Annotated in this window: 22 protein-coding genes and 1 riboswitch; of the genes, 12 read left to right on the forward strand and 10 right to left on the reverse strand. The window is 57.4% G+C overall.

Features of this window, described 5'->3' with window-relative positions; all coding sequences use genetic code 11:
* Positions 1-36: 36 nt before the first annotated feature.
* Positions 37-738, reverse strand: coding sequence for a GntR family transcriptional regulator (locus tag AC1965_RS01140; RefSeq protein WP_483885477.1), 702 nt, complete (start codon positions 736-738; stop codon positions 37-39).
* Between the two features lie 146 nt (positions 739-884).
* Between AC1965_RS01140 and AC1965_RS01145 the strand changes: the two genes are divergently transcribed.
* The 6 genes from AC1965_RS01145 (at position 885) to AC1965_RS01170 (ending at position 7,583) form a co-directional block, all read left to right on the forward strand.
* Positions 885-1,970 (forward strand): polyamine ABC transporter substrate-binding protein, encoded by a 1,086-nt coding sequence (locus tag AC1965_RS01145; protein WP_483885478.1) that lies wholly within the window; start codon positions 885-887, stop codon positions 1,968-1,970.
* Positions 1,971-2,036: 66 nt separating this feature from the next.
* The gene (locus AC1965_RS01150; protein ID WP_483885479.1) at positions 2,037-3,170 is read left to right on the forward strand and encodes an ABC transporter ATP-binding protein; all 1,134 of its coding nucleotides are present in this window, start codon (positions 2,037-2,039) and stop codon (positions 3,168-3,170) included.
* Between the two features lie 2 nt (positions 3,171-3,172).
* Entirely contained in the window at positions 3,173-4,048 is an 876-nt protein-coding gene (locus tag AC1965_RS01155; RefSeq protein WP_483885480.1) for an ABC transporter permease subunit, read from the forward strand.
* A complete protein-coding gene (locus AC1965_RS01160) occupies positions 4,045-4,866 on the forward strand; it encodes an ABC transporter permease (RefSeq protein ID WP_483885481.1) in 822 nt (273 codons plus the stop codon). Before AC1965_RS01155 ends, AC1965_RS01160 begins: the two co-directional genes overlap by 4 nt.
* Positions 4,863-6,191, forward strand: coding sequence for an NAD(P)/FAD-dependent oxidoreductase (locus AC1965_RS01165; RefSeq protein ID WP_483885482.1), 1,329 nt, complete (start codon positions 4,863-4,865; stop codon positions 6,189-6,191). Before AC1965_RS01160 ends, AC1965_RS01165 begins: the two co-directional genes overlap by 4 nt.
* 72 nt (positions 6,192-6,263) lie before the next feature.
* Complete coding sequence (locus tag AC1965_RS01170) at positions 6,264-7,583, forward strand: UDP-glucose dehydrogenase family protein (protein ID WP_483885483.1); 1,320 nt, start codon at positions 6,264-6,266, stop codon at positions 7,581-7,583.
* A 35-nt stretch (positions 7,584-7,618) separates the two neighbouring features.
* Here AC1965_RS01170 and AC1965_RS01175 read toward each other — a convergent pair whose 3' ends face one another.
* Together AC1965_RS01175 and AC1965_RS01180 are read right to left on the reverse strand one after the other, a co-directional pair.
* Positions 7,619-8,284, reverse strand: coding sequence for a flagellar hook capping FlgD N-terminal domain-containing protein (locus AC1965_RS01175; protein WP_483885484.1), 666 nt, complete (start codon positions 8,282-8,284; stop codon positions 7,619-7,621).
* 14 nt (positions 8,285-8,298) lie between these two features.
* Positions 8,299-9,642 (reverse strand): flagellar hook-length control protein FliK, encoded by a 1,344-nt coding sequence (locus AC1965_RS01180; RefSeq protein ID WP_483885485.1) that lies wholly within the window; start codon positions 9,640-9,642, stop codon positions 8,299-8,301.
* Between the two features lie 199 nt (positions 9,643-9,841).
* Between AC1965_RS01180 and AC1965_RS01185 the strand changes: the two genes are divergently transcribed.
* The gene (locus AC1965_RS01185; RefSeq protein WP_483885486.1) at positions 9,842-10,117 is read left to right on the forward strand and encodes a rod-binding protein; all 276 of its coding nucleotides are present in this window, start codon (positions 9,842-9,844) and stop codon (positions 10,115-10,117) included.
* Positions 10,110-10,469, forward strand: a complete 360-nt coding sequence (locus AC1965_RS01190) for a flagellar biosynthesis protein FlgN (protein WP_483885487.1) — start codon at positions 10,110-10,112, stop codon at positions 10,467-10,469. The genes AC1965_RS01185 and AC1965_RS01190 overlap by 8 nt, the downstream gene beginning before the upstream one ends.
* A gap of 127 nt (positions 10,470-10,596) precedes the next feature.
* Here the strand turns inward: AC1965_RS01190 and AC1965_RS01195 are convergent, their stop codons facing one another.
* Together AC1965_RS01195 and AC1965_RS01200 are read right to left on the reverse strand one after the other, a co-directional pair.
* Positions 10,597-12,069, reverse strand: coding sequence for a flagellar hook protein FlgE (locus AC1965_RS01195; RefSeq protein WP_483885488.1), 1,473 nt, complete (start codon positions 12,067-12,069; stop codon positions 10,597-10,599).
* A 102-nt stretch (positions 12,070-12,171) separates the two neighbouring features.
* Positions 12,172-13,017 carry a flagellar motor protein MotB gene (locus AC1965_RS01200; protein ID WP_483885489.1) on the reverse strand — a complete coding sequence of 282 codons (846 nt, stop codon included), beginning with the start codon at positions 13,015-13,017 and terminating at the stop codon, positions 12,172-12,174.
* A gap of 146 nt (positions 13,018-13,163) precedes the next feature.
* Here AC1965_RS01200 and AC1965_RS01205 point away from each other — a divergent pair, with 146 nt between their 5' ends.
* Positions 13,164-14,408 (forward strand): MFS transporter, encoded by a 1,245-nt coding sequence (locus tag AC1965_RS01205; protein WP_483885490.1) that lies wholly within the window; start codon positions 13,164-13,166, stop codon positions 14,406-14,408.
* Here the strand turns inward: AC1965_RS01205 and trhO are convergent.
* Complete coding sequence (gene trhO / locus AC1965_RS01210) at positions 14,371-15,267, reverse strand: oxygen-dependent tRNA uridine(34) hydroxylase TrhO (protein WP_483885491.1); 897 nt, start codon at positions 15,265-15,267, stop codon at positions 14,371-14,373. The two genes, AC1965_RS01205 and trhO, sit on opposite strands and share 38 nt — an antisense overlap.
* A gap of 92 nt (positions 15,268-15,359) precedes the next feature.
* Here trhO and pncA point away from each other — a divergent pair, with 92 nt between their 5' ends.
* The gene (gene pncA, locus AC1965_RS01215; protein WP_483885492.1) at positions 15,360-15,953 is read left to right on the forward strand and encodes a bifunctional nicotinamidase/pyrazinamidase; all 594 of its coding nucleotides are present in this window, start codon (positions 15,360-15,362) and stop codon (positions 15,951-15,953) included.
* On the opposite strand, the gene AC1965_RS01220 is transcribed toward pncA, so the two are convergent.
* Positions 15,950-16,600, reverse strand: coding sequence for a MarC family protein (locus AC1965_RS01220; protein ID WP_483885493.1), 651 nt, complete (start codon positions 16,598-16,600; stop codon positions 15,950-15,952). The genes pncA and AC1965_RS01220 overlap by 4 nt on opposite strands.
* A gap of 121 nt (positions 16,601-16,721) precedes the next feature.
* Here AC1965_RS01220 and pncB point away from each other — a divergent pair, with 121 nt between their 5' ends.
* Both pncB and AC1965_RS01230 read left to right on the forward strand, forming a co-directional pair.
* A complete protein-coding gene (pncB, locus tag AC1965_RS01225) occupies positions 16,722-18,014 on the forward strand; it encodes a nicotinate phosphoribosyltransferase (protein ID WP_483885494.1) in 1,293 nt (430 codons plus the stop codon).
* A 365-nt stretch (positions 18,015-18,379) separates the two neighbouring features.
* Positions 18,380-19,582 (forward strand): aminopeptidase P family protein, encoded by a 1,203-nt coding sequence (locus AC1965_RS01230; protein WP_483885495.1) that lies wholly within the window; start codon positions 18,380-18,382, stop codon positions 19,580-19,582.
* A 62-nt stretch (positions 19,583-19,644) separates the two neighbouring features.
* On the opposite strand, the gene AC1965_RS01235 is transcribed toward AC1965_RS01230, so the two are convergent.
* The 3 genes from AC1965_RS01235 to AC1965_RS01245 all read right to left on the reverse strand — a co-directional run bounded on the left by AC1965_RS01235 (position 19,645) and on the right by AC1965_RS01245 (position 21,524).
* Positions 19,645-20,112, reverse strand: a complete 468-nt coding sequence (locus AC1965_RS01235) for an SRPBCC family protein (RefSeq protein WP_483885496.1) — start codon at positions 20,110-20,112, stop codon at positions 19,645-19,647.
* On the reverse strand, positions 20,102-20,449 hold the full coding sequence (locus AC1965_RS01240; RefSeq protein ID WP_483885497.1) for an ArsR/SmtB family transcription factor: 348 nt from the start codon (positions 20,447-20,449) through the stop codon (positions 20,102-20,104). Before AC1965_RS01240 ends, AC1965_RS01235 begins: the two co-directional genes overlap by 11 nt.
* 70 nt (positions 20,450-20,519) lie before the next feature.
* A complete protein-coding gene (locus tag AC1965_RS01245) occupies positions 20,520-21,524 on the reverse strand; it encodes a PAS domain-containing protein (protein WP_483885498.1) in 1,005 nt (334 codons plus the stop codon).
* A 167-nt stretch (positions 21,525-21,691) separates the two neighbouring features.
* A riboswitch (cobalamin riboswitch) is annotated at positions 21,692-21,910 on the forward strand.
* The last annotated feature ends 16 nt before the right edge of the window (positions 21,911-21,926 follow it).

Genomic DNA, 21,926 nt, shown 5'->3' on the forward strand with positions numbered 1-21,926 from the left:
CCCAGAATATGATCAAATTATGCAGAGTCAATCGAATCAGTTGCAGGCGGGCTGGCCTTCCGATGCGGCGTAGATCAAATTCATACCTTGATCCACATCCTCTGCCATGGCCGCGGCGGCCAACGCCACGTCACCAGATGACAGCGCGTTCAAGAGTTCGGCATGTTTGTCGGGCAGGTTGCTCGTACCGAAGCGCCCACAGACCACGCGCAACGATGGCCCGAAACGCAGCCACAGCCGGTCGACGGTAGCGGCCATGATCGGGGCGTCGGCGATCGAGTAGATCAGCGTGTGAAACTGGTAATTGTGGGTAAGATAGCCGCCGATATCACCCCTACCAATTGCATGGTTCAACGCGGTGTCACATGCGCGCAAGGCTTCCAGCCCCTCTGCGGTCATGCGTTCGGCGGCGCGTTTTGTCAGTTCGGGTTCGAGTGATTTGCGCATGAAACCCAATTCGTCCACGCAATCTGGCGAGAGGACCGGCACCGTGACACGGCGATTGCCCAGATGCGTCAGCGCGCCTTCGGCGATCAGCCGACGCAACGCTTCGCGGACCGGTGTCATCCCCGCATCCAGTGCCGTGGTTAGCCCCTGGATTGTGACCGCCTGCCCTGGGGCAAGATCGCCAAACAGAATCAACGTCCTAAGGCGTTCGTAAACGTGCTGATGTGCCGGCGTTTTGACCTCTGGGGTCGCATCGGAAGATTTCGCGGTGCCGGCTGTTTCTGCATCCATCACGGGGGCTCTTTCTGTCCAATTTTCAGGCAGGTTGCACCATTGCATCCTGCATGAAAGCATAAATCATCTTGCCGCAAGAGGCAAAACTTGATCAAATTAGCGAAAGGTCGGGATCAACCCAACCTATCTAACGGGAGTAGACTATGAAATACGGAATTCTCAGCGGCGTTGCCGCAACGGCACTCATTGCCACCGTCGCCTCTGCCGAAAGTGTTCGGGTTTACAACTGGTCCGACTATATCGACGAGTCCCTGCTTGAAAAATTCGAAACCGAAACCGGCATTGATCTGATCTATGACGTTTTTGACAGCAACGAAGTGCTTGAGACGAAACTGCTTGCCGGCGGGTCTGGCTATGACGTTGTGGTGCCATCGGGAACGTTCCTGCAACGTCAGATCACCGCAGGCGCATTCCAGAAACTGGATCAAAGCAAACTGAGCAATAGCGAAAACATGTGGGACGTGATCAACGACCGCGTGTCGAAATATGACCCGGGTAACGAATATGCTATCAACTACATGTGGGGCACCACCGGGCTGGGCGTGAACATCAACAAGGTCAAAGAAGTCCTGGGTGATGATGCGCCGGTCGATTCGCTGGCGTTGATCCTCGATCCGGCCAACATGGAGAAACTGGCGAACTGTGGTGTGCATTTCCTGGATGCGCCGGTTGAGCTAATCCCGGCAGCGCTGGCCTATATTGGTGAAGACCCAGATAGCCAGGACACCGATGTGATCGCAAAGGCCGAGCCGGTGCTGACAGCCGTTGCGCCGCATGTGCAGAAATTCCACAGCTCAGAATACATCAATGCGCTGGCGAACGGCGACATTTGCGTGGCGTTTGGTTGGTCCGGTGACATTCTGCAAGCGCGCGACCGTGCCGCAGAGGCCAATAACGGTGTCGAAATTGAATATGCCGCCCCCAAGGAAGGGGCGCTGATGTGGTTCGACAACATGGCGATCCCGGTTGATGCGCCCAACCCAGACGGTGCGCATAAATTCCTGAATTTCATCATGGACGCGCAGAACATGGCGGCGGCGTCGAACTATGTCTATTACGCCAACGGCAACCTTGCGAGCCAAGAGTTTCTTGAGGAGGACGTGATCGGCGATCCCGCGATTTACCCGACACCGGAAACTCTCGAGAAACTCTACACCACCAGTCCTTATAACCCAAAGGTGCAGCGGGTCGTGACCCGGATGTGGACCAAGATCAAGTCTGGTACCTGATCCAAACGGGCGCGGTCATCATGATCGCGCCCATTTTTTCCTCTACCAGCCCGATTTAAGGATGCCATGCCCGTGAGCCAGAGTGTTTTCGCCCCTTGGGATGATCCGGAACAAAAGCCGTTAATCCGCTTTCAGAACGTTACCAAGAAATTCGGTGAATTTGTCGCTATCGACGATCTGTCGCTCGACATCTACGAGCAGGAATTCTTTGCCCTTCTGGGGCCGTCGGGCTGCGGCAAGACCACTATGATGCGGATGTTGGCCGGGTTTGAAAACCCCACGCAGGGCCAGATAGAACTGGCTGGGCAAGATATCGTACCCGTGCCGCCCAACAAACGGGCCGTGAACATGATGTTCCAATCCTACGCCTTGTTTCCACATCTGAGCATTTGGGACAATATCGCCTTTGGGCTGCGCCGCGACCGGATGAGCAAGGATGCCATCGCCGCGCGGGTTGACGAGATGCTCAAGCTGACGCGCCTCGAAAAGTTTGCGCGCCGCAAGCCTCATCAGATTTCCGGCGGTCAACGGCAACGTGTCGCGCTCGCGCGCAGTCTGGCCAAGGCGCCCAAACTTCTGTTGCTTGACGAACCTTTGGGCGCGCTGGACAAAAAGCTGCGCCAGGATACCCAGTTTGAGCTGATGGACATTCAGGAAACCACTGGAACAACCTTTGTTATCGTGACGCACGACCAAGAAGAAGCGATGACCGTGGCGTCGCGTGTGGCGGTGATGGACGAGGGACGTATCATTCAGGTGGCGACACCCGCGGTGATCTACGAGGCACCCAATTCGGTTTATGTGGCTGATTTCATTGGTGATGTGAACATTATAGAAGCACCGGTGAAGGCGGCGGGCAAAGGTCAGTACCATCTGCATTGGTCCGAAACACAAACGCCGTTGATTGCGGCGTCCGAGGTGCAGTTTAGCGACGGACAGGCCGGGCATCTGGCGATCCGTCCCGAAAAAATCGGCATTTCTACGGACCGCCCTGCCGATGCGGCGAATGCATTACAGGGCAAGGTGTTGGACATTGCCTATCTGGGCAACCTCAGCACCTATCACGTGCAATTGCCGGACGGTCAGATCATCAAGGCGCAAACCGCAAACACGCGGCGCATCGCGCGGCGTGACATCACGTGGGAAGACCCGGTTTGGGTGTCGTGGAGCGCCACAGCCGGCGTTTTGTTGGCGCAATGAATATGCGCCGCTTTGCCCTGATCGCAGTGCCGTATGTTTGGCTGGTGGCGTTGTTCCTGGTGCCCTTCCTGATCGTGTTCAAGATTTCGCTGTCCGATGCGGCGCTGGCTATTCCACCCTATACGCCAAATCTGCGCGACGGGCTATCGGCACTGATCGCAGAGCTGGATTTCGAGAATTTCGCCTTTCTGGCTTCGGATGACCTGTATTGGAAGGCTTACTTGAGTTCGCTGCGCATCGCGCTGATCTCAACCCTGCTGACCCTGATGGTGGGGTATCCAATTGCCTATGCCATGGCCCGCGCCCCCGAAGAATGGCGACCAACCTTGATGATGCTGGTGATCTTGCCGTTTTGGACCAGCTTCCTGATCCGAGTTTATGCGTGGATGGGTATTCTCAGCAACGAGGGGCTGTTGAACCAGTTGCTCATGTGGCTGGGGGCTATCAGTGAACCGCTGACCATTCTGAATACCACCACAGCCGTCTATATCGGGATCGTTTATACCTACCTGCCATTCATGATCCTCCCGATTTATGCGGCGCTGGATCGGCTGGACGAATCCCTGAACGAGGCAGCCGAAGATCTGGGCTGTTCGCGGACACAGGCGTTTTGGCTGGTGACGATTCCATTGTCGAAAAATGGTATTATCGCGGGTAGTTTCCTTGTCTTTATCCCGGCCTTGGGCGAGTTCGTGATCCCCTCCCTGCTGGGCGGGTCTGGCACGCTGATGATCGGCAAGGTCCTGTGGGAAGAGTTCTTTAACAACCGCGACTGGCCGGTGGCCTCTGCGGTTGCGGTGATCTTGTTGCTACTACTCGTGATTCCGATCGTCCTGTTTCAACGCAACCAGCAAAAACAGGCGGAGGCAGAGACATGAAACGTATGTCATGGTTCAACGCAACCTCGCTGACTTTGGGGTTTGCATTCCTCTACCTTCCGATGATCATTCTGGTGATCTACAGCTTCAACTCGTCGAAACTGGTCACCGTCTGGGCGGGGTTTTCGACCCGCTGGTACGGCATATTGTTCCAGAACGAAGCCTTTCTGAATGCTGCGTGGGTGACTCTGAAAGTGGCAGTGATCTCCTCTAGCATGGCCACGGTCCTTGGTACGATGGCGGCCTATGTGCTGGTGCGTGGCGGGCGGTTCATGGGGCGCACGCTGTTTTCCGGTATGATCTACGCACCACTGGTGATGCCCGAAGTGATCACTGGCTTGTCCTTGCTGCTGCTTTTCATCGGTATCGGGCTGGACCGCGGCGTGTTGACCATCGTGTTGGCGCATACGACCTTTTCGATGTGTTATGTGTCGGTCGTCGTATCCTCTCGTCTGGTGTCTTTTGATCGCTCGCTAGAGGAAGCGGCGCTCGATCTGGGGTCTTCCCCTTGGGAAGCGTTCCGTCTGGTGACCCTGCCGATCATCGCGCCAGCTGTCATTTCGGGCTGGTTGCTGGCGTTCACTCTGTCGCTTGACGATCTGGTGATCGCGTCGTTTACCTCTGGCCCCTCTGCGACGACCCTGCCCATCAAGATTTTCAGTGCTGTGCGGTTGGGCGTGTCACCTGAGATCAACGCCCTGTCGACGATCATGATTGCAATCGTCACGGTCGGTGTGATCAGTGCGTCATTGGTCAGCAAGCGTAGCAGTCTAAAGGCGCAGAAAGACGCACAGGCGGCCGAGCGTGCCACGGGATGAAACGCATCTACCCTGCGTTTGCCTATAGCGATCTACCGCGCGAGAATTGCTGGTGGGATCAAACCTGTGGTGCGGTGCCCAGGCCACCTCTTGCGGGGGATCACCGCTGCGACGTTGCGATTGTGGGCGGAGGATTTACCGGCCTGTCGGCAGCGTTGCACCTTGGGCGGGCTGGTGTTTCAACCACGGTTCTGGAGGCACGCCACGTCGGCTGGGGGGCATCCGGGCGCAATGGTGGTTTTTGCTGTTTGGGTGGCGGCATGTTGTCGGATGCGGCGCTTGACAAGCAGTTTGGCCGCGACGGGCGAGACGCATGGCGCCAGGCGGAATTGGCTTCGGTCAATCTAGTCGATGATTTTGTCACCCTAAACGCCATTGATGTCGATCGCCACTCCGAAGGAGAAACCCAATTTGCACACCGTCCTCGTGATTCTGCGCAGATGGGTGGGCTGGTTGAATACTACCGTGAAAACTACGGCGTTGAGGCCTTCCTGACTGAAGGGCGTGACCTGCCCGCACAGGGACAAAACGCCGGTTTCCACGGTGCAATTACGGTGCCGATCGGCTTTGGATTGAACCCATTAAAGTATGTCACGGCGCTGGCGTCTGCGGTAGAGAACGCAGGCGCGGTGATTGCAGACGATAGCCCGGTGACGCAGATCACCCGGCAAAACGGCTGCTTTATCGTACAGACGCCGACAGCCAGACTGACAGCGGACAAGGTGATTATCGCGACCAATGGCTATTCTTCGGAGAATATTCCTGATTGGCTGGCCGCGCGATACATGCCGACACAATCGAGCGTGATCGTTACGCGCCCGCTGACCCAATCCGAATTGGACGCGCAGGGCTGGACCAGCCGACAAGCCTCTTACGATAGCCGCCACCTGCTGCACTATTTCCGCCTGATGCCTGACAACCGGATGCTGTTTGGTGTGCGCGGTGGGCTTTTGTCGACAGCGGGTTCGGAGCGGCGGGCCATTGCTCGGGCCCGTGCAGATTTTGAGGCAATGTTTCCTGTCTGGCGTAAAGTGGAAACGCCGCATGCATGGTCTGGAATGGTGTGTATCGCGCGGAATCGGATGCCCTTTGTCGGCGGGGTGCCAGGGGAGGCGGGGATGTTCGCGGGATTGTGTTATCATGGCAATGGCGTCGCAATGGGCAGCTATTCCGGTGCTCTGCTGGCGGATCTGGTTCAAGGAAAAACGCCCGCGCGGCCTTACCCAACAGCGATGCAGCGCCCCTTGGCACGCTTTGAGCTAGGGCGGTTTCGGCGCGCCATCATGCCCTTTGCCTATGCGGGGTTCGCACTGTCAGACCGATGATTGGTTCAAGCAAGAGTTGACAGAATAGTCCGGTTGCCGCATCCGAACACGAAGAGCACGAAGGGTGAGCAGATGAAGATTGCGATGATTGGCACGGGCTACGTTGGACTGGTGTCGGGCGTATGTTTTTCGGATTTCGGACACGATGTCATCTGCGTGGACAAAGATCCGGCCAAAGTCGAACAGCTTGAGCAGGGCATCGTCCCGATTTACGAACCCGGTCTAGAGGAGTTGATGGCCAAGAACGTTGCCGCGGGGCGGCTTTCTTTCACCGGCGATCTGGCCCGTGCGGTTGATGGTGCTGACGCAGTGTTTATCGCCGTCGGAACGCCGACGCGCCGCGGTGACGGCCATGCTGATCTAACCTATGTCATGACGGCGGCGGAAGAAATTGCACAGGCGCTGACCAGCTATGCCGTGGTGGTCACCAAGTCTACCGTGCCGGTGGGGACCAATAGGCAGGTGAAGCAAGTAATCGCAAAGGCAAACCCCAAAGCGGAGTTTGACGTGGCCTCGAACCCTGAATTCTTGCGGGAAGGGGCAGCGATTGATGACTTCATGCGCCCGGATCGGGTTGTCGTGGGTGTTCAAAATGACCGCGCTGCCGATGTGATGAGCGATATCTACCGCCCTTTGTATCTGCGCGATTTCCCGATCATGGTGACAGATTTGGAAAGCGCCGAGATGATAAAGTACGCCGCCAACGCATTTCTGGCGACCAAGATTACCTTTATCAACGAGATCGCGTCGCTGTGTGAACGTGTCGGCGCCGATGTTAAAATGGTGTCAAAGGGCATGGGGATGGATGGGCGGATCGGGTCCAAGTTCCTGCATGCAGGGCCGGGTTACGGCGGTAGCTGCTTTCCTAAGGATACGAAGGCGTTGGCGCGTATTGGGCAGGAAAACGGCGTGCCGATGCAGCTGACGGAGACGGTGATCAAAGTCAACGATGAGGTGAAGCGCCGGATGACCGACAAGGTCTTGGACATTTGCGGGGGCAGCGTGAATGGCAAAGTTATTGCCGTGCTCGGCGTCACATTCAAACCCAATACTGACGACATGCGTGACGCACCATCGCTTACGATCATTCCCGCGCTTGTCGGTAACGGAGCCAAGGTGCGTGTTGTTGACCCCCAGGGCCAGCGTGAAGGTGAGGCGCTGTTGCCAGGCGTGAACTGGGTCGACGACGCCTATAAGGCGGCACAAAACGCCGATGCGATTGTCATCCTGACGGAATGGAACGAATTTCGCGCTCTAGACCTCAAGAGATTGGCCAAAAAAATGAACCACCCCGCGATGGCGGATCTTCGCAATATCTATTCTCCCAAAGATGCCAGGCGGGCTGGATTTTCCGCCTATGTATCAATCGGGCGCGTTGGCTACGGCGTTTGATCAAGCGTCATGGGGGCTGAAAACGGAGTGTAAACTTAGCTCTGCGCCTCACGCAGTCCGTTAACGTCCGACGTCAACACCGCCGACCCACCGGCTAGGATCAGCACCGTCTGACCTGCCTGAGTACGTGCCTCGGTAATACGGCCATAAGCTTCGGCGGCATCTGAAAACAACAGTTCGCCGTTGGCATGGCTTTCAACACCAAAACTGTATGTGCCTTGAGGGAAGGGGTTGCCGTCATTGTCTATACCCTCCCATTGGATAGGCTCGGCAGAAACCGGGATTGACGTTCTTTGGATTTCCGCGCCGTTGCTGTCATATGCAACCAAGTACACCTCGTCTGAAATAGCTGCGGGGTTAGGCGCGATGGTGATTGGGGCCCCGTCAAATAGAACCGGTGCGGTGGTACGTGCTTCCATCCCGATCCAGCCTGCCATTTGCGCCATATTTCCCGATCCAAGCTGGGCCGTGAGCGCCGCTAGAAGGTCGTTTGACAGGACCTGTTGTTCCACCATCGAAAATTGCGCCAGTTGTGCGGCATATTCGGAGGAATCGATCGGCTCCAGAGGGTCCTGGTATCGGGCCTGCGCCGTGAGCATCTGCAGGAATGTCTCAAAATCAGATGACAAGACCGGATTTGCCGCGCCTGCCGCGCTTGCTGTGGGCGATGCGGCCGAATATGCGGCGGGGGGAATGTTCATGACAAATCCTTTCGTTACAGGCGCAGATCGAGCCCGGTCAGGCGGCCTGCGTTAAGATGTACCTGATGAATCGGGGCTTCTGCGGGACTGGCTTCGACGGATGGTGTTCGCGATTTTGATGCGTTCCGGTTTGGATCCTGATCCGGCGCGGCTCGCTCTCCTCCCGCGAAGGAAAAGGCGATATTCTGGTACCCAATGGCGTTGAATTCTTGTGCCAGCTGATCGATGTGACGCCGCAGTAAATCCAGCGTCTCGGGCCGCTCGGCCACGACATTCATGATGATACCTGCATCGGACGCGGTGACAGACAGCCTCACACGCCCCAACTCTTCGGGGCTGAGTGTAATCTCAACCGGGCGGGCGGGCATCTGCCGTAAGATGTCGGCCATCTGTGCAGCGATCTGCGTCGCAAGCGGTGCGCGGGGCGTTGCGCCAGCCTGTGTGGCGGGCTGAGGTGTCGTTGGGTCCCAAGTTTGTAGAACTTCCGGTTCCGACGCCGATAATTGAAAATCAATCGCCTGCGCCGGATGCGAAACTGCCGCAGTCGAGCGCACCACAGGTGTCGGTGGCATGGCGGCGATGCCACTTTTAGTAAAGCCTGCAACACCGCTGGGGGCCGATGCTGTGTTTTCCGGTTGAAGGGGTGCAAGATCCCGACGTGCCACACTGGGAATAAATGCCGCTTTGACTTCCGTCCCCGATGATGTCGGTGATGCCTCTTCCACGGGGATCATACCGTCCGCTATTGGCGAAAGTGCTCGGGTGTGATGCGAACCGTTTGTAGGATTCGGAAGGGATGGAGCGGCAAAGATGGGCGCGGTCACGGCAGCGGATGCGGCCGGTATTGCCGATCCTTGCGGAGAGATTGAGGGGCCCCGGTCGGTTGCAGTGGCCGTGGAAAACCCGATAGCAGTTTCGAGCAATAAGGGGTCTGCACGCTGGGCGGCATGATTGCCGGGTCGCTGCAGGGGCAAAGGATCGCGGCCTGAGTTGACGGGCACAGCATCCACCGACGCGGTTTCCGACACCCTCTGTGCCGCCGGGATTGGCACACTGGACCTTTCAGCAGGGCCCAGCGGCAGCAGATCATCGTACGCCACGTCTGGTGACCCGTTACGGCCAGCATGCGTCAAAGGAGTTGCGCCCGCTTCGACTGCGTCATCCACATTTGTCGTCGGTGCAGCATGTTCTACGGTCAGAGCGCCTTCATCAGGTGCGGGGCTGTCATCATCATGTTCCGCTGGCTTTTTAAGCTCGCCAGCGACGCCCAATTCTATTTTTACCGGAACGTCCGGCGCAAACCCGTTGAAAATGTCACCAAATGGATCCCGCCCGCCCAGATCGACGGTTGTATGCACCTGTGAAAGCGCCTCTTCCGAAGTGAGATTAGATTGCCGCGGCATGGCTGCAGGCGTGTTTGATGACAGTATTGTATTCACATGACGTCTCCGGGAGTTCTTCTCCGATTTCGTCAATATGGGTGATGATCCTTACCGGTTTGTTTACCGATTTGCGTGCAAGATCGGGAAAGTAGGATGCAATTTAAGGATTTGAGTGATGACGACCATATCCGATTTAGGGCGAAGGCCCCAGATGACGCTAGAGAACACGGCGCTGATGGAGGCAGCACAAAAGCTCGAGGCGGGATTTTTGGCTGAAATGTTGAAGTCCGCGGGCCTCGGCGCCACCAGCACAGATTTTGGCGGTGGCCCCGGCGAGGATCAATTCAGTTCGTTCCTGATACACGAACAGGCGATGCAAATAGTGCGGGCCGGGGGAATCGGGCTGAGCGAATCAATCTATGATGCATTGAAGGAGCAACAGGATGGATAGTGACATCACTTCCGAAAAGCTCTCCGCACTTGATGTCCTTTTGGATGCCGAACGCACGGCCCTTTTGAAAGGCGACCTCGAAGCGCTGAGCGGAATGCTGGAGTCTAAAGAGGCGTTAATTGACGCAGTGAACGCCGGGGTGCACACGGATATCGACACATTGCAACAGTTGAACCGCAAAGTGCAGCGTAACCAACTTCTGCTCGATGGGGCGCTTGAAGGCATTCGTAACGTGGCCCGGCGCATGGCTGCACTGCGGCGGATCCGCAGCAATATGGAAACCTACGATTCCAGCGGCAAGAAACGGAATATTGATATCGACAACGATCACTCCGTGGAAAAGCGCGCCTGAGCGTTTGAATAAAAAGCACGGTATTCCAGCAGATCGGTTTAGGACAACGTTAAGCCAGAAATGGGCAATGTGGCGATGCATCCGAGGTCGGGTGGCACATCGTTTAAAACACAAGCGATTGTACAAGTCAGAACGACATTTTCGTCCGCCCCAGGGGGGTGGGACAATCACGGACGCAAAGCGTCAATGACTGAAGGAACATGCTTATGTCGAGCATTATCACAAACAACTCCGCTATGGTTGCCCTGCAAACTTTGAAATCCATCAACAAGGATCTTGCCAGCACGCAGAATGCGATTTCAACTGGTAAGGACATCTCCTCTGCGAAGGACAACTCGACGGTCTGAATCACCTTGGCGTTGGATGAATATGCGCGCTGCGTCTGGATCATTGAGGTCAGTTCGCCTGCCACATCGGTCGCAGATTCCTCAAGAGCGAAGGCTACGATATCACCGGTTGGTCCATCGCTGGCGTCCCACAGAAAGAACGATCCACTGTCGACGGACGGTTGATATGTCTGGTGATCAAGCGCCACCATGCCGTTAGGATTGGGCAGGTCGACCAGTGGCACCTGATAGATGGTGCGTGTAATCCCAGTGTCGAAATAGGCATGGACATAGCCGTTTGCATCGACCTCAACCGAAGTCATGTTGCCAACGGGCGAGCCGTCCTTGGAAATGGACACGGGCGCGAAGTTGTCTGACAGCTGAGTAATGCCGTCACTTTGCCCGATGATGCCGATATCGATTTCAATGGGGCCGCCGGCGACGTTGACGATCAGATTGCCGGTGGCGGGGTCGTAGGCGCCGCCGCTCACGGTGCTGACCGATGCCAGCGTGCCGCCAGCCGTCCGGCTGTCGTCAAACGTCATCACGTATTCACCAATCACCGTGCCCGGGTTGACTGAATCTATCATGGTCATCGTCCATTCGTTTGATGAACCAGAGCCGGGCACCGTCGGCGTGAAAGTGATGTTGATATTCTCGGACGTGCCAAGGTTGCCGTAATATTCCACCGACAGTTCTTGAATGTCGCCGGCGCTGCCCGCATCGGTTTCGGTGGCGGGCAAGTTGACGCCCAATGTCATGCTCGTGGTCGGTTCACCCGAGAACTGGTTCACGTTGATCTGAACGGGCTCCAGCCCATCTGCTGTGTCGCGTGGGAAGCTGGGAATCGATCCATCTGGCAAGGCAGGCCAGCCCAGCAACACCAACCCGGACGTAGAGCGCAGATAACCCTCGGCGTCGGTGCGGAAAGACCCGGTTGAGGTCAGCAGCATGGTACTGTCGCCATTTGCGACTTCGATATCAGTGGCCTGTGCAACGGGTAGAAATCCACGCCCACGCACGGCAAGGTCGGTCGCGTTTGAGGTCGACACGAGAGGTCCGCGCTGATCGATCAGTCGTTCCGTCGTCGCCCGAACGCCGCCCGCGGAATATGTGCCACCACGGGATGAAATGACCATTGAATGAAAATCAGTCACGACACGTTTGTAACCAAAGGTCGACGAGTTCGCGATATTGTCAGAGATCGAGGCAAGCCGTGTCGCATTGGCCTGAAGCCCCGCCACCCCTGCGTTAAGCGAAGATGAAATTGTCATAGACACGCCTTTCTGCTGTATCAATCAAAGTTGACCAACAAATAGACGTGTCCGACTTAACACCGCGCTAACAGATAAAATCTGCGATATTCGGAGGTGCGTTTACTTACCCGCCCGCAAGAGCACAATTTCCAAGCGGTTGTTGCGTCGCGCCATTGTGTCCCGCAGCACCGGTTCGCGGTCGGCATGGCCTGTGACCCGCTGGAACCGCGCCGGGTCGATGCTGGCCTCTTGCAGCAGCAGCCGCATCTGTGTGGCGCGGCGGGCCGACATCTCCCAAACTGGATTGTCCACAACCACGACAGGGGTTGCACGCATGTGGCCCCCGATCGCAATACCGTTGGTCACAGCCTTGGCAACCTGAGAGATCACGACCGCCAAGTCACGCAGCAGTTGAGTCGGCTCATCTGTGCCATCCCTGAACAGTGGAATGTCGTCGAGTTCAAACAACTCGATCACCAGGCCTTCATCGGTGATGCGGGTCACAATATGGCGCAGCGCGTTTTCCATCACCATGGTTTCGCCACCGCGTCCCATCAGCATCGCCTCGAGTTGCTTGAATTCTTCTTCTTGCGCTTCTTTCTCGCCGTCGCTCAGGGCCGTGCCGCTCTGGCCGCGGGCTTTTTCCTCGATTGTGGCATGATCCGACGTCGCGCCTGTGCCGTTCTTGGGCAGAGTCATTTCCGAGAATATACTGTCACCGCCAAAGGCGCCATTGCCGCCCCCCGAGACCCGATTGATAGGGATCGTCGGCGAAAAATAATCGGCAATCCCTTTGCGTTGCTGTTCTGTTGTTGCGTTCAGCAGCCACATCAACATGAAAAAAGCCATCATCGCAGTCACGAAGTCCGCATAAGCGACTTTCCAGGCTCCACCATGGTGCCCGCCGCCTTTGATAATTTTTTTACGTTTGATGATGACTGGTGCCGCATTGCCTTGCGCACTCATCACATCCACCTTTATTCACCCAACGACGGGTATAACGGATCATGGCTTACCGGCGGCTTAACATATCCAACTGTCGCTAAATCGCGCTGTGCCTTGCAACTTTCCCGTCATTGCAGCCAGATGCGCCAAAGCTTGGAGGGCCGCAGATGGCGAGTGAAGAGACAGACAGCAGATATTCATGGCTGCGCCTGGGTCTGACCCTGCTGATCGCCATGACCGTGAATGCAGGAATGTGGGCGATCATCGTGATCATGCCCGCCGTCGAGTCCGAGTTTGGTACCAATCGCGCTGATACCGCGTTGCCCTACACGCTGACGATGATCGGTTTCGGTCTGGGTAACTTTCTGATTGGGCACGCGGTGGATCGCTACGGTGTAACGCGGACCCTGATTGCTGCGGCGGTAGGGACAGCGGCCGGTTTTGGTCTTGCCACGCTTTCGCATAGCATTGCGATGCTCTCGGTCGCGCAACTGCTGGTGGGGTTTGCGTCGGCCGTTGGGTTCGGGCCGCTTATTGCGGATATCTCGCATTGGTTCGTGCGCAGGCGCGGCATCGCCGTCGCCATCGCCGCCAGCGGCAATTATCTGTCGGGGGCGATCTGGCCGATGTTGCTGGCGGGTGTCCTCGCTGAAAACGGTTGGCGGTCGGTCTATCTGGTGATGGCGGTGGTGACGTTGGTAGGTGTTGTCCCGCTCTCGTTCCTGCTGCGCCGCAAGGTGTCCGAACACACGCAAAGCGCTGCACATATAGCCGCGACCCAGCACGCACAATCCTCTGGGCTGAGCCCGCGAGCGCTGCAATACCTGCTGGGATTGGCCGGGATCGGCTGTTGCGTGGCGATGTCGATGCCGCAGGTGCATATTGTGTCTTATTGCGTGGATCTGGGCTTTGGCCCCGCAGTGGGCGCTGAAATGCTGTCGCTGATGCTGCTGGGTGGGGTCGGCTCTCGGATCTTGTCCGGGCTGTTGGCAGACAAACTTGGCGGCGTGCGCACGCTGCTGATCGGCTCTGCGCTGCAATGTCTGGCGCTGTTCTTGTACCTGCCCAGTGGCGGGCTGACGTCGCTGTACGTCGTCAGCCTTGTATTTGGTCTGAGCCAGGGCGGGATCGTTCCTAGTTACGCCTTGATCGTGCGTGAATACATGCCCGCACGTGAAGCAGGCGCGCGGGTCGGTTTTGTGATGATGGCGACCATCCTCGGCATGGCGCTGGGCGGGTGGCTGTCGGGTCAGATTTATGATCTCAGCGGGTCATACGCATTGGCGTTCGTCAACGGCATTATCTGGAACGGACTAAACATCCTCATCATGCTGTGGCTGTTGTGGCGCAGCACCCCGCGCAAACCCCGCAGACCTATTGATCAGATGCCGCCGCTGCACGCGCCTGTATGATCTGGCGTTGCCGCTCCCGAAAGCGGGCCTTGTCATCGTCTGACGTTTCATCAACGCAGTGGTGACAGCTTACCCCGGCTTCATATCCGGGATGCGCTGTATCGCCAGGCAAGATCGGGCGGCGGCAGCCGTGGCACAGCATATGCGGCCCTTCGCGCAACCCGTGGCCCACGCTGACGCGGTTATCAAAGACGAAACATTCGCCTTTCCACGTGCTGTCTTGTTCCGGCACTTCCTCTAGATACTTCAGGATGCCACCCTTGAGGTGGAACACGTCCTCGACACCCTGCCCCAACAGGTAGTTGGTGGATTTCTCGCAGCGGATGCCGCCGGTGCAGAACATCGCGATTCGCTTGTTGTGGAAACGCGCCTTGTTGGCCTCCCACCATTCGGGGAATTCGCCAAAGCTGTTGGTCTCTGGGTCTACCGCGCCGTCGAAGGTGCCGATCGCAACCTCATAGGCGTTGCGGGTGTCGATCACGGCGACGTCGGGGGCCTCGATCAGGGCGTTCCAATCCTGCGGGTCGACGTAGTGCCCCACCCGCGCCAGTGGATCGACATCGGGCTGGCCCATTGTCACGATTTCGCGCTTTATCCGCACCTTCATCTTGCCAAAAGGTGGCGTTTCACTGGTGGCTTGCTTCCATTCCAACTCGGCGCAGCCGGGCAGGGCGCGTAGATGGGTGATCACGGCATCAATCCCTGCGCGTGCCCCGGCGATGGTGCCGTTCACCCCTTCGGGAGCCAGCAGTAGCGTGCCTTTGACAGCCTGCGCCTCGCACAGCGCCAGCAACGCGGGTTTCAGCGCGGCGGGGTCGGCAAAGCGGGTAAAGTGATAAAGGGCGGCGATGGTATACATGGGCGATCAAATACGACCCCTGGGGGCTGTTCCGCAAGGGGGCGGTGGGTTAAAACCCACCTACGCCCCATATCTGAGCCAAAGGAACTGCCATGCATGCGCTGATCGTGATCGACGTCCAGAATGATTTCTGTCCGGAAGGTGCCTTGGCAGTGCCGGAAGGGGACGAGATCGTGCGCGGTATCAATGCCCTGTTGCCAGATTTTGACGCGGTGATCCTGACGCAGGATTGGCACCCGGCGGGGCATTCGTCATTTGCCTCAGCACATGACGATCACGCGCCCTATGAGGTGATCCAGATGCCTTATGGGTCGCAGGTGCTGTGGCCGGACCATTGCATCCAAGGGAGCATCGGCGCGAAGTTTCATACCGAGCTACAGGTGGACCGGGCCGATCTGATCATCCGCAAAGGATATGACCCCGATATCGACAGCTATTCCGCGTTTTTCGAGAACGATCACCAGACGCCCACAGGGCTAGAGGGATACCTGCGCACGCGTGGCATTACGCGGCTGACGATGGTCGGGCTGGCGCTGGATTTCTGCGTGAACTTTTCAGCGGTGGACGCGGCCAAGTTGGGGTTTGACGTGACCGTTCACGAGGACCTGTGCCGCGCGATTGATCTGGACGGATCGCTGGCGCAGGCGCGCAGCGGTATGCAAGATGCAGGCGTGAGACTGGCTTAATTCAACACGCTTTCGGTCTGTTCGCTTAGTTGTAGCAGGCCAAGTGTTTGCAGGCCGCCAAGGGTCGCGTCGACCGCGACGGTGGCCAGCACAATTCCCATCACCCGGCTGATCACGCTTGAGCCGGTGGTGCCGATCAGCTTGCCAATTCTGGAAGCCATCAACAACAAAGCCAGCGTAATCAACAATACAATGAGCAAAAGACCTGCGGTCAGTAACTGATCGCTGACGGGGTTGGTGTGGTTGTCGGTCAGGATGACGATCGCCAGCATGGCACCGGGTGACGCGATCGACGGCATCGCAAGCGGGAAGACGGCCCCTGCCAGATGATCACGCTCAGCGCTTTCGATTTCCTGCTCGGCCTTGGACCCGCCAAAAATCATTGTCAGGGCAAACAGGAATAGGATCAGGCCGCCCGCCACCTGGAATGACCCAAGCCGCAGGCCAAGGGATTCCAGCAGGAACTGGCCGCCGACGAGGAATGCCAGCAGCACCAGCCCCGCCACCAGAACGGCCCGAATAGCAAAGCGGCGGTGCAGCGCCTTGGGCACCCCGGCCGTGGCAAAGAGAAACACAGGCAGGCTGCCGATTGGGTCGATTACCACGATCAAGGTAATGAATTCCCGTGTGAGGTTCTGCCAGTCCATGATGCCATATTTCCTGTTGAATTTTGGGGTGTTAGCATAGTTGCCGAATGCTGTCAGGGGCGAACGCCCTTGCCCGCCGCAACAGCTTGCGCCACAAGTTACCGCAAGAAGGAGCCTATCCATGGTCGATATCGCCAGCCGCGTCTATAATCACAAGTGGAAGATCGACCCCATTGTGCGGTCGCTGATCGACACGGACTTTTATAAATTGTTGATGTGCCAATCGGTTTTCCGCAACAAGCCGGACACGCAGGTGACGTTCAGCCTGATCAACCGGTCCACCCATATCCCGCTGGCTGACCTGATTGACGAAGGCGAATTGCGCGAGCAGTTGGACCATATTAGGTCTCTCAGCCTGAGCCGTGGGGAGAGCACCTGGCTGCGCGGCAATACGTTTTATGGCAAGCGCCAGATGTTCCGGCCTGATTTCATGGAATGGTTCGAGGGGTTGCGTCTGCCGCCCTACCATCTGGAACGCAAGGGCGATCAGTATGAGTTGACGTTTGAGGGCAGTTGGCCCGAGGTGATGCTGTGGGAAATCCCCGCCCTTGCAGTGCTGATGGAGCTGCGCGGGCGGGCGGTGCTGAACCGTATGGATCGCTTTGAATTACAAGTACTTTATGCTCGCGCCATGACCCGCGTCTGGGAAAAGATCGAAACCCTGCGCGAGGTGCCGGGGGTGTCGATTGCCGACTTTGGCACGCGGCGGCGCCATTCCTACCTCTGGCAGGATTGGTGCGTTCAGGCGATGCGCGAAGGGTTGGGGGCGGCCTTTACTGGGACATCCAACTGCAAGATCGCAATGAGCCGGGAATTGGAAGCCATCGGTACAAATGCGCATGAATTACCAATGGTTTACGCTGCATTGGCAGAAGATGATGCAGCGTTGGCGCAGGCGCCTTACGATGTTTTGCAAGACTGGCAGGACGAACATGATGGCAACCTGCGGATCATTCTGCCCGACACCTATGGCACTCAGGGTTTTCTGGACAATGCACCCGATTGGCTGGCTGGGTGGACGGGCATCCGGGTGGACAGTGGCGACCCGGTAACAGCAGCACAGGTGGCAATTGACTGGTGGCGCGCGCGGGGCGAAGACCCAAGCGAAAAGCGGGTCATCTTCAGTGATGGTCTCGACGTGGACAAGATACGCGAACTGCACGCGACATTCTCGGACAAGGTAAAAGTTTCGTTTGGTTGGGGCACATTGTTGACCAATGACTTCCGCGGGCTGGTGCCGGGTGACGCACTGGCGCCGTTCAGCCTTGTCTGCAAGGCGGTAGAGGCAAATGGCCGACCGACGGTCAAACTGTCGGACAACCCCAACAAGGCGATGGGACCGGCGGATCAGATCGCGCGATACAAACGTGTGTTTGGCGTCGGCGAACAGGCCACCCAAAAGGTTGTCGTCTGAACCGGCGCACAACCGCGCGACACCGCCATGGCGGCGAATCGATGAGTCAGTTCATTCTGCTATGTTAAATGCCGGTCTGCACAATCTGTGCGGCGTTCCTACAGCAGCCCTAATTCCCAAAGCCGACCAGAACCCGCAATTTGACGGGTCGAGCCCTCTTGCTCTGCCTTGCTGCAATCAAATCCCTTGCCAGAAGCCTGTTTTATCAGCCAAGTAGGGGTACGGGTCGGCGATGGCGTCGCCAGCACGGATGTGCACGCCCGCATTCACCTTCCTGAACGCCGGGATTTTTCTTTGCCGCTTGCGCGGTTGGGGGAGATCGGCTCCTCACACCAAGCAGCGGCATTGGGCAGAGGAGCCAAATTATGGACCGTCCAGAATTCTACCGTTTGCACCAAGGGGAGCGGACCCTTCCTTTTGCGCCTCAGGAGTATGAGGCACGCCTAAGCCATCTGCGCGCAGAGATGCGCACGCTTGGTGTGGATGCCTGTGTTTTCACCTCGATGCACAATGTCGCCTATTTCTCGGGCTTCCTGTACTGCGCCTTTGGCCGCCCATACGCGTTGGTGGTCACCGCGTCTGATGCGGTGACTATGAGCGCAGGCATTGATGCCGCGCAGCCCTGGCGGCGGGGGCATGGCGATAATATCACCTATACCGATTGGCAGCGGAACAACTACTGGCGCGCGATCCTGTCGGTGACGGGCACGGGCGCGGTGATCGGCTATGAGGGGGATCATATGTCGATGGCGCAGTTTGCCCTTCTTAAGACCTTTCTTGCACCCAAGGACACTGTGGATATCGCGCCTGTCACCATGCGGCAGCGGATGCACAAATCCGACGCCGAGATTGCACTGATCCGCGCGGGCGCACAGGTGGCCGATGTCGGCGGCTATGCCATACGCGATGCCGTCAAAGCTGGGGTGCGCGAGATCGACGTGGCGATGGCCGGGCGCGACGCGATGGAGTTGGAAATTGCGAAACGCTTTCCCGATGCCGAATATCGCGACACTTGGGTCTGGTTTCAGTCGGGTATCAACACCGACGGCGCCCATAATCCAGTGACCAGCCGTATGCTGCGTAAAGGCGATATCCTGAGCCTGAACACCTTTCCGATGATCAGCGGGTATTACACGGCGCTGGAACGCACGATGTTCGTCGAAACGGTGGATGCAGACAGCTTAAAGGTCTGGGAGGCCAATGTTGCCGCCCATGAATTCGGAATGAGCCTACTGAAGCCCGGCGCGACCTGTGCCGAGGTGACAGAGCAGATCAACGGCTTTTTCGCGGAGCGCGATTTGTTGCAGTATCGCAGCTTTGGCTACGGGCATTCCTTTGGCATCCTGTCGCATTATTATGGCCGCGAAGCGGGGCTTGAGCTGCGCGAAGATATCGACACGGTGCTGGAACCCGGCATGGTGATTTCGATGGAGCCGATGTTGACCATTCCAGAAGGCACGCCGGGTGCGGGCGGCTACCGCGAGCATGATATTCTGGTCATCAAGGAAGACGGCAACGAGAATATCACGGGCTATCCCTACGGCCCGGACTTTAACGTGGTCGGTTAATATTACGCGGGTGCAGAGGGATGATAATTCTGCACCCGCGTTAAGGCCGTAGGATCGGCCTTTTATCGCAGGCGTTGCGCGTAGACCTGCAATTGATCCACAACGGTGCCCCAGCCGTCAAAGAACCCCATGTCTTCGTGCGTCTGGCGTGCCTCGGGCGAACGGTGGCGCGCAATCGCGGTGTATTTTGTCGCACCATCCGGCGCGTCTTCGAACAGGATAATCGCAGTCATGAAGGGGTCTGCGGCGGGTTTCCAGCCTTCGGAGTACGCATCCGTAAAGACCAGCTTTTCCTGCGGCGTGATGTCGAGGTAGACACCAACATTTTTCATTTCATTGCCGTCGACGTTGAACGTGGTGTTAAAACGTCCGCCGACCCGCAGGTCGATTTCGCAGTCAGTGACCTTATGTGGCTGGGGCACGAAGAAATGTTTGATGTGTTCTGGCATCGTCCAGCAGTCCCAGATCAACGCGCGAGGGGCGTTGATCATGCGCGTCAGGGTCAGGTCGGTCTTTGGGTCAAGGTTCATTTTTCCGATCTTTCATTAGGGCGGTGACATAGACGTCTAGGCGGTTCAGGCGCCCTTGCCACAGGGCCTGCTGTTCGCTGAGCCAGTCTTGAGCGGGCAGGAATGCGTCCTGCGACAGAGTGCAGGTGCGTATGCGTCCCTGTTTGACCGACATGACCAATCCAGCGTCTTCAAGTTTGTTCAGATGGCCAAGGAAGGAGGGCAACGCCATATCATGCGGTTCGGCAAGCTCGCTGACCGTTGCCGGGCCACGGGCAAGCCGCGACAGGATCGCACGCCGCGTCGGATCACCGAGGGCGGTGAATAATTGGTTCAGATGAGATTCATACTTAGCCATGTCCCTAAGTTTTATGAATGGCCGTCATCCGTTAAGGAAAAACTTAGGGGTCTGGCTAAGTATCGGCGATTTAGCTGAATACCGCCAAGGGGAACTTCGCCGTCGCGATCAGCCCTTCTGGGTGCCAATCATAGGTCAGCGCCCCACCCGCAGCCTTGGTCAGCGATTGGATGATCTTTGAACCACTGCTGCGTTCCGGCACAACGACCTTGGGCCCATCCTTTTCGCGCCAGACGATATGGAGTTCGGAAAACGCCTTTTGCAGCGAGACATGAAGAATCACCTGTCCCTCAGTCCTGCCAAGCGCCCCGTGTTTGACGGCATTGGTGGCCAGTTCATGCAGGGCAAGTGTGAGGGGTGATACCAGCGCACGCGGCACGGCGGGGTCAAAGCCGCCTAGAATGATCTGATCCTCGCCGCCCGGTGTATAGGCCCGCAAGATCGGGCGCACGAGCGTGGAAAACTGCAGGTCTTTATCACCTAGATGGCCGATGGTGTCGAAATGCGCCTGCCCCAGCGCCGACAGACGTTCGATGACCTTTTCGGCAAAGACCGTTGGGTTCGATTCTTCGCGGGCGGTCATGCGGACCATCGCGGTCATGACATTTACGATGTTGCGCAGGCGGTGCAGCAACTCACTATCTGCCAGGTCGCGGGCTTCTTTTTCTTTTTGGCGCCGTGCCGATATATCGAGCTGTGATCCAAAGAAATAGGCCAATTTGCCGTTTCCATCCGTGATCGGACCGATTTGCAACGCATTGAGAAATGGACTGCCGTCCTTGCGGTAGTTCAAGATTTCGACGGTATCCACGCGGCCATCTGCGATGATACGGCGGACCGTATCAACGCTTTCCGGGCTGGTGTCAGCGCCTTGCAGAAAGCGGCAATTCCTGCCGACGATTTCTTCCGCTGAATAGCCCGTCAGTTCGGTGAACGCAGCATTGGCGTATACGATCGGGTTGTCCGGTTTTTTGGGGTCGGTAATGCACAGAGGCAGGCGGGCATGACGAACGGCTTTTCCCAGTATGTCGTCGAATCGCACCGTATCGACGGCATGGGGGCTTTGAGTGGTCATGGTATTGTTGGTTCGCCTAATTATTACGCAGATGGTGCAATTTGCCCTTGGTACCTGGTGAAGGTCAAGCCGACGGTTATTTCTGCAAATATGCGCGGAAATACTGCGGACTCCGGTGGTGGAGCGCCAAGTGTCGCAAATCCGCCTTGCGTTTGAAGAGATGAGATGCGTAATTAAGGGCGCTTGGTGTTCCGAAAAGCACCGTTTGGTGTGGAGCCGAAAAGGGAATTCAGTAAGGGGATCGAATAATCCCCGAAGCCGAAGCCGCCCCCGCGACTGTAAGCGGTGAGCCGATGCCCCTCATGCCACTTGTCCTTCGGGACGGGGAAGGCGGGCAAAGGTCACGACCCGCGAGCCAGGAGACCTGCCAGGCAAGTGAAACGCAATATGCCGTCGGGTGTG

It is taken from the genome of Sulfitobacter sp. KMM 9851 (assembly GCF_057178245.1).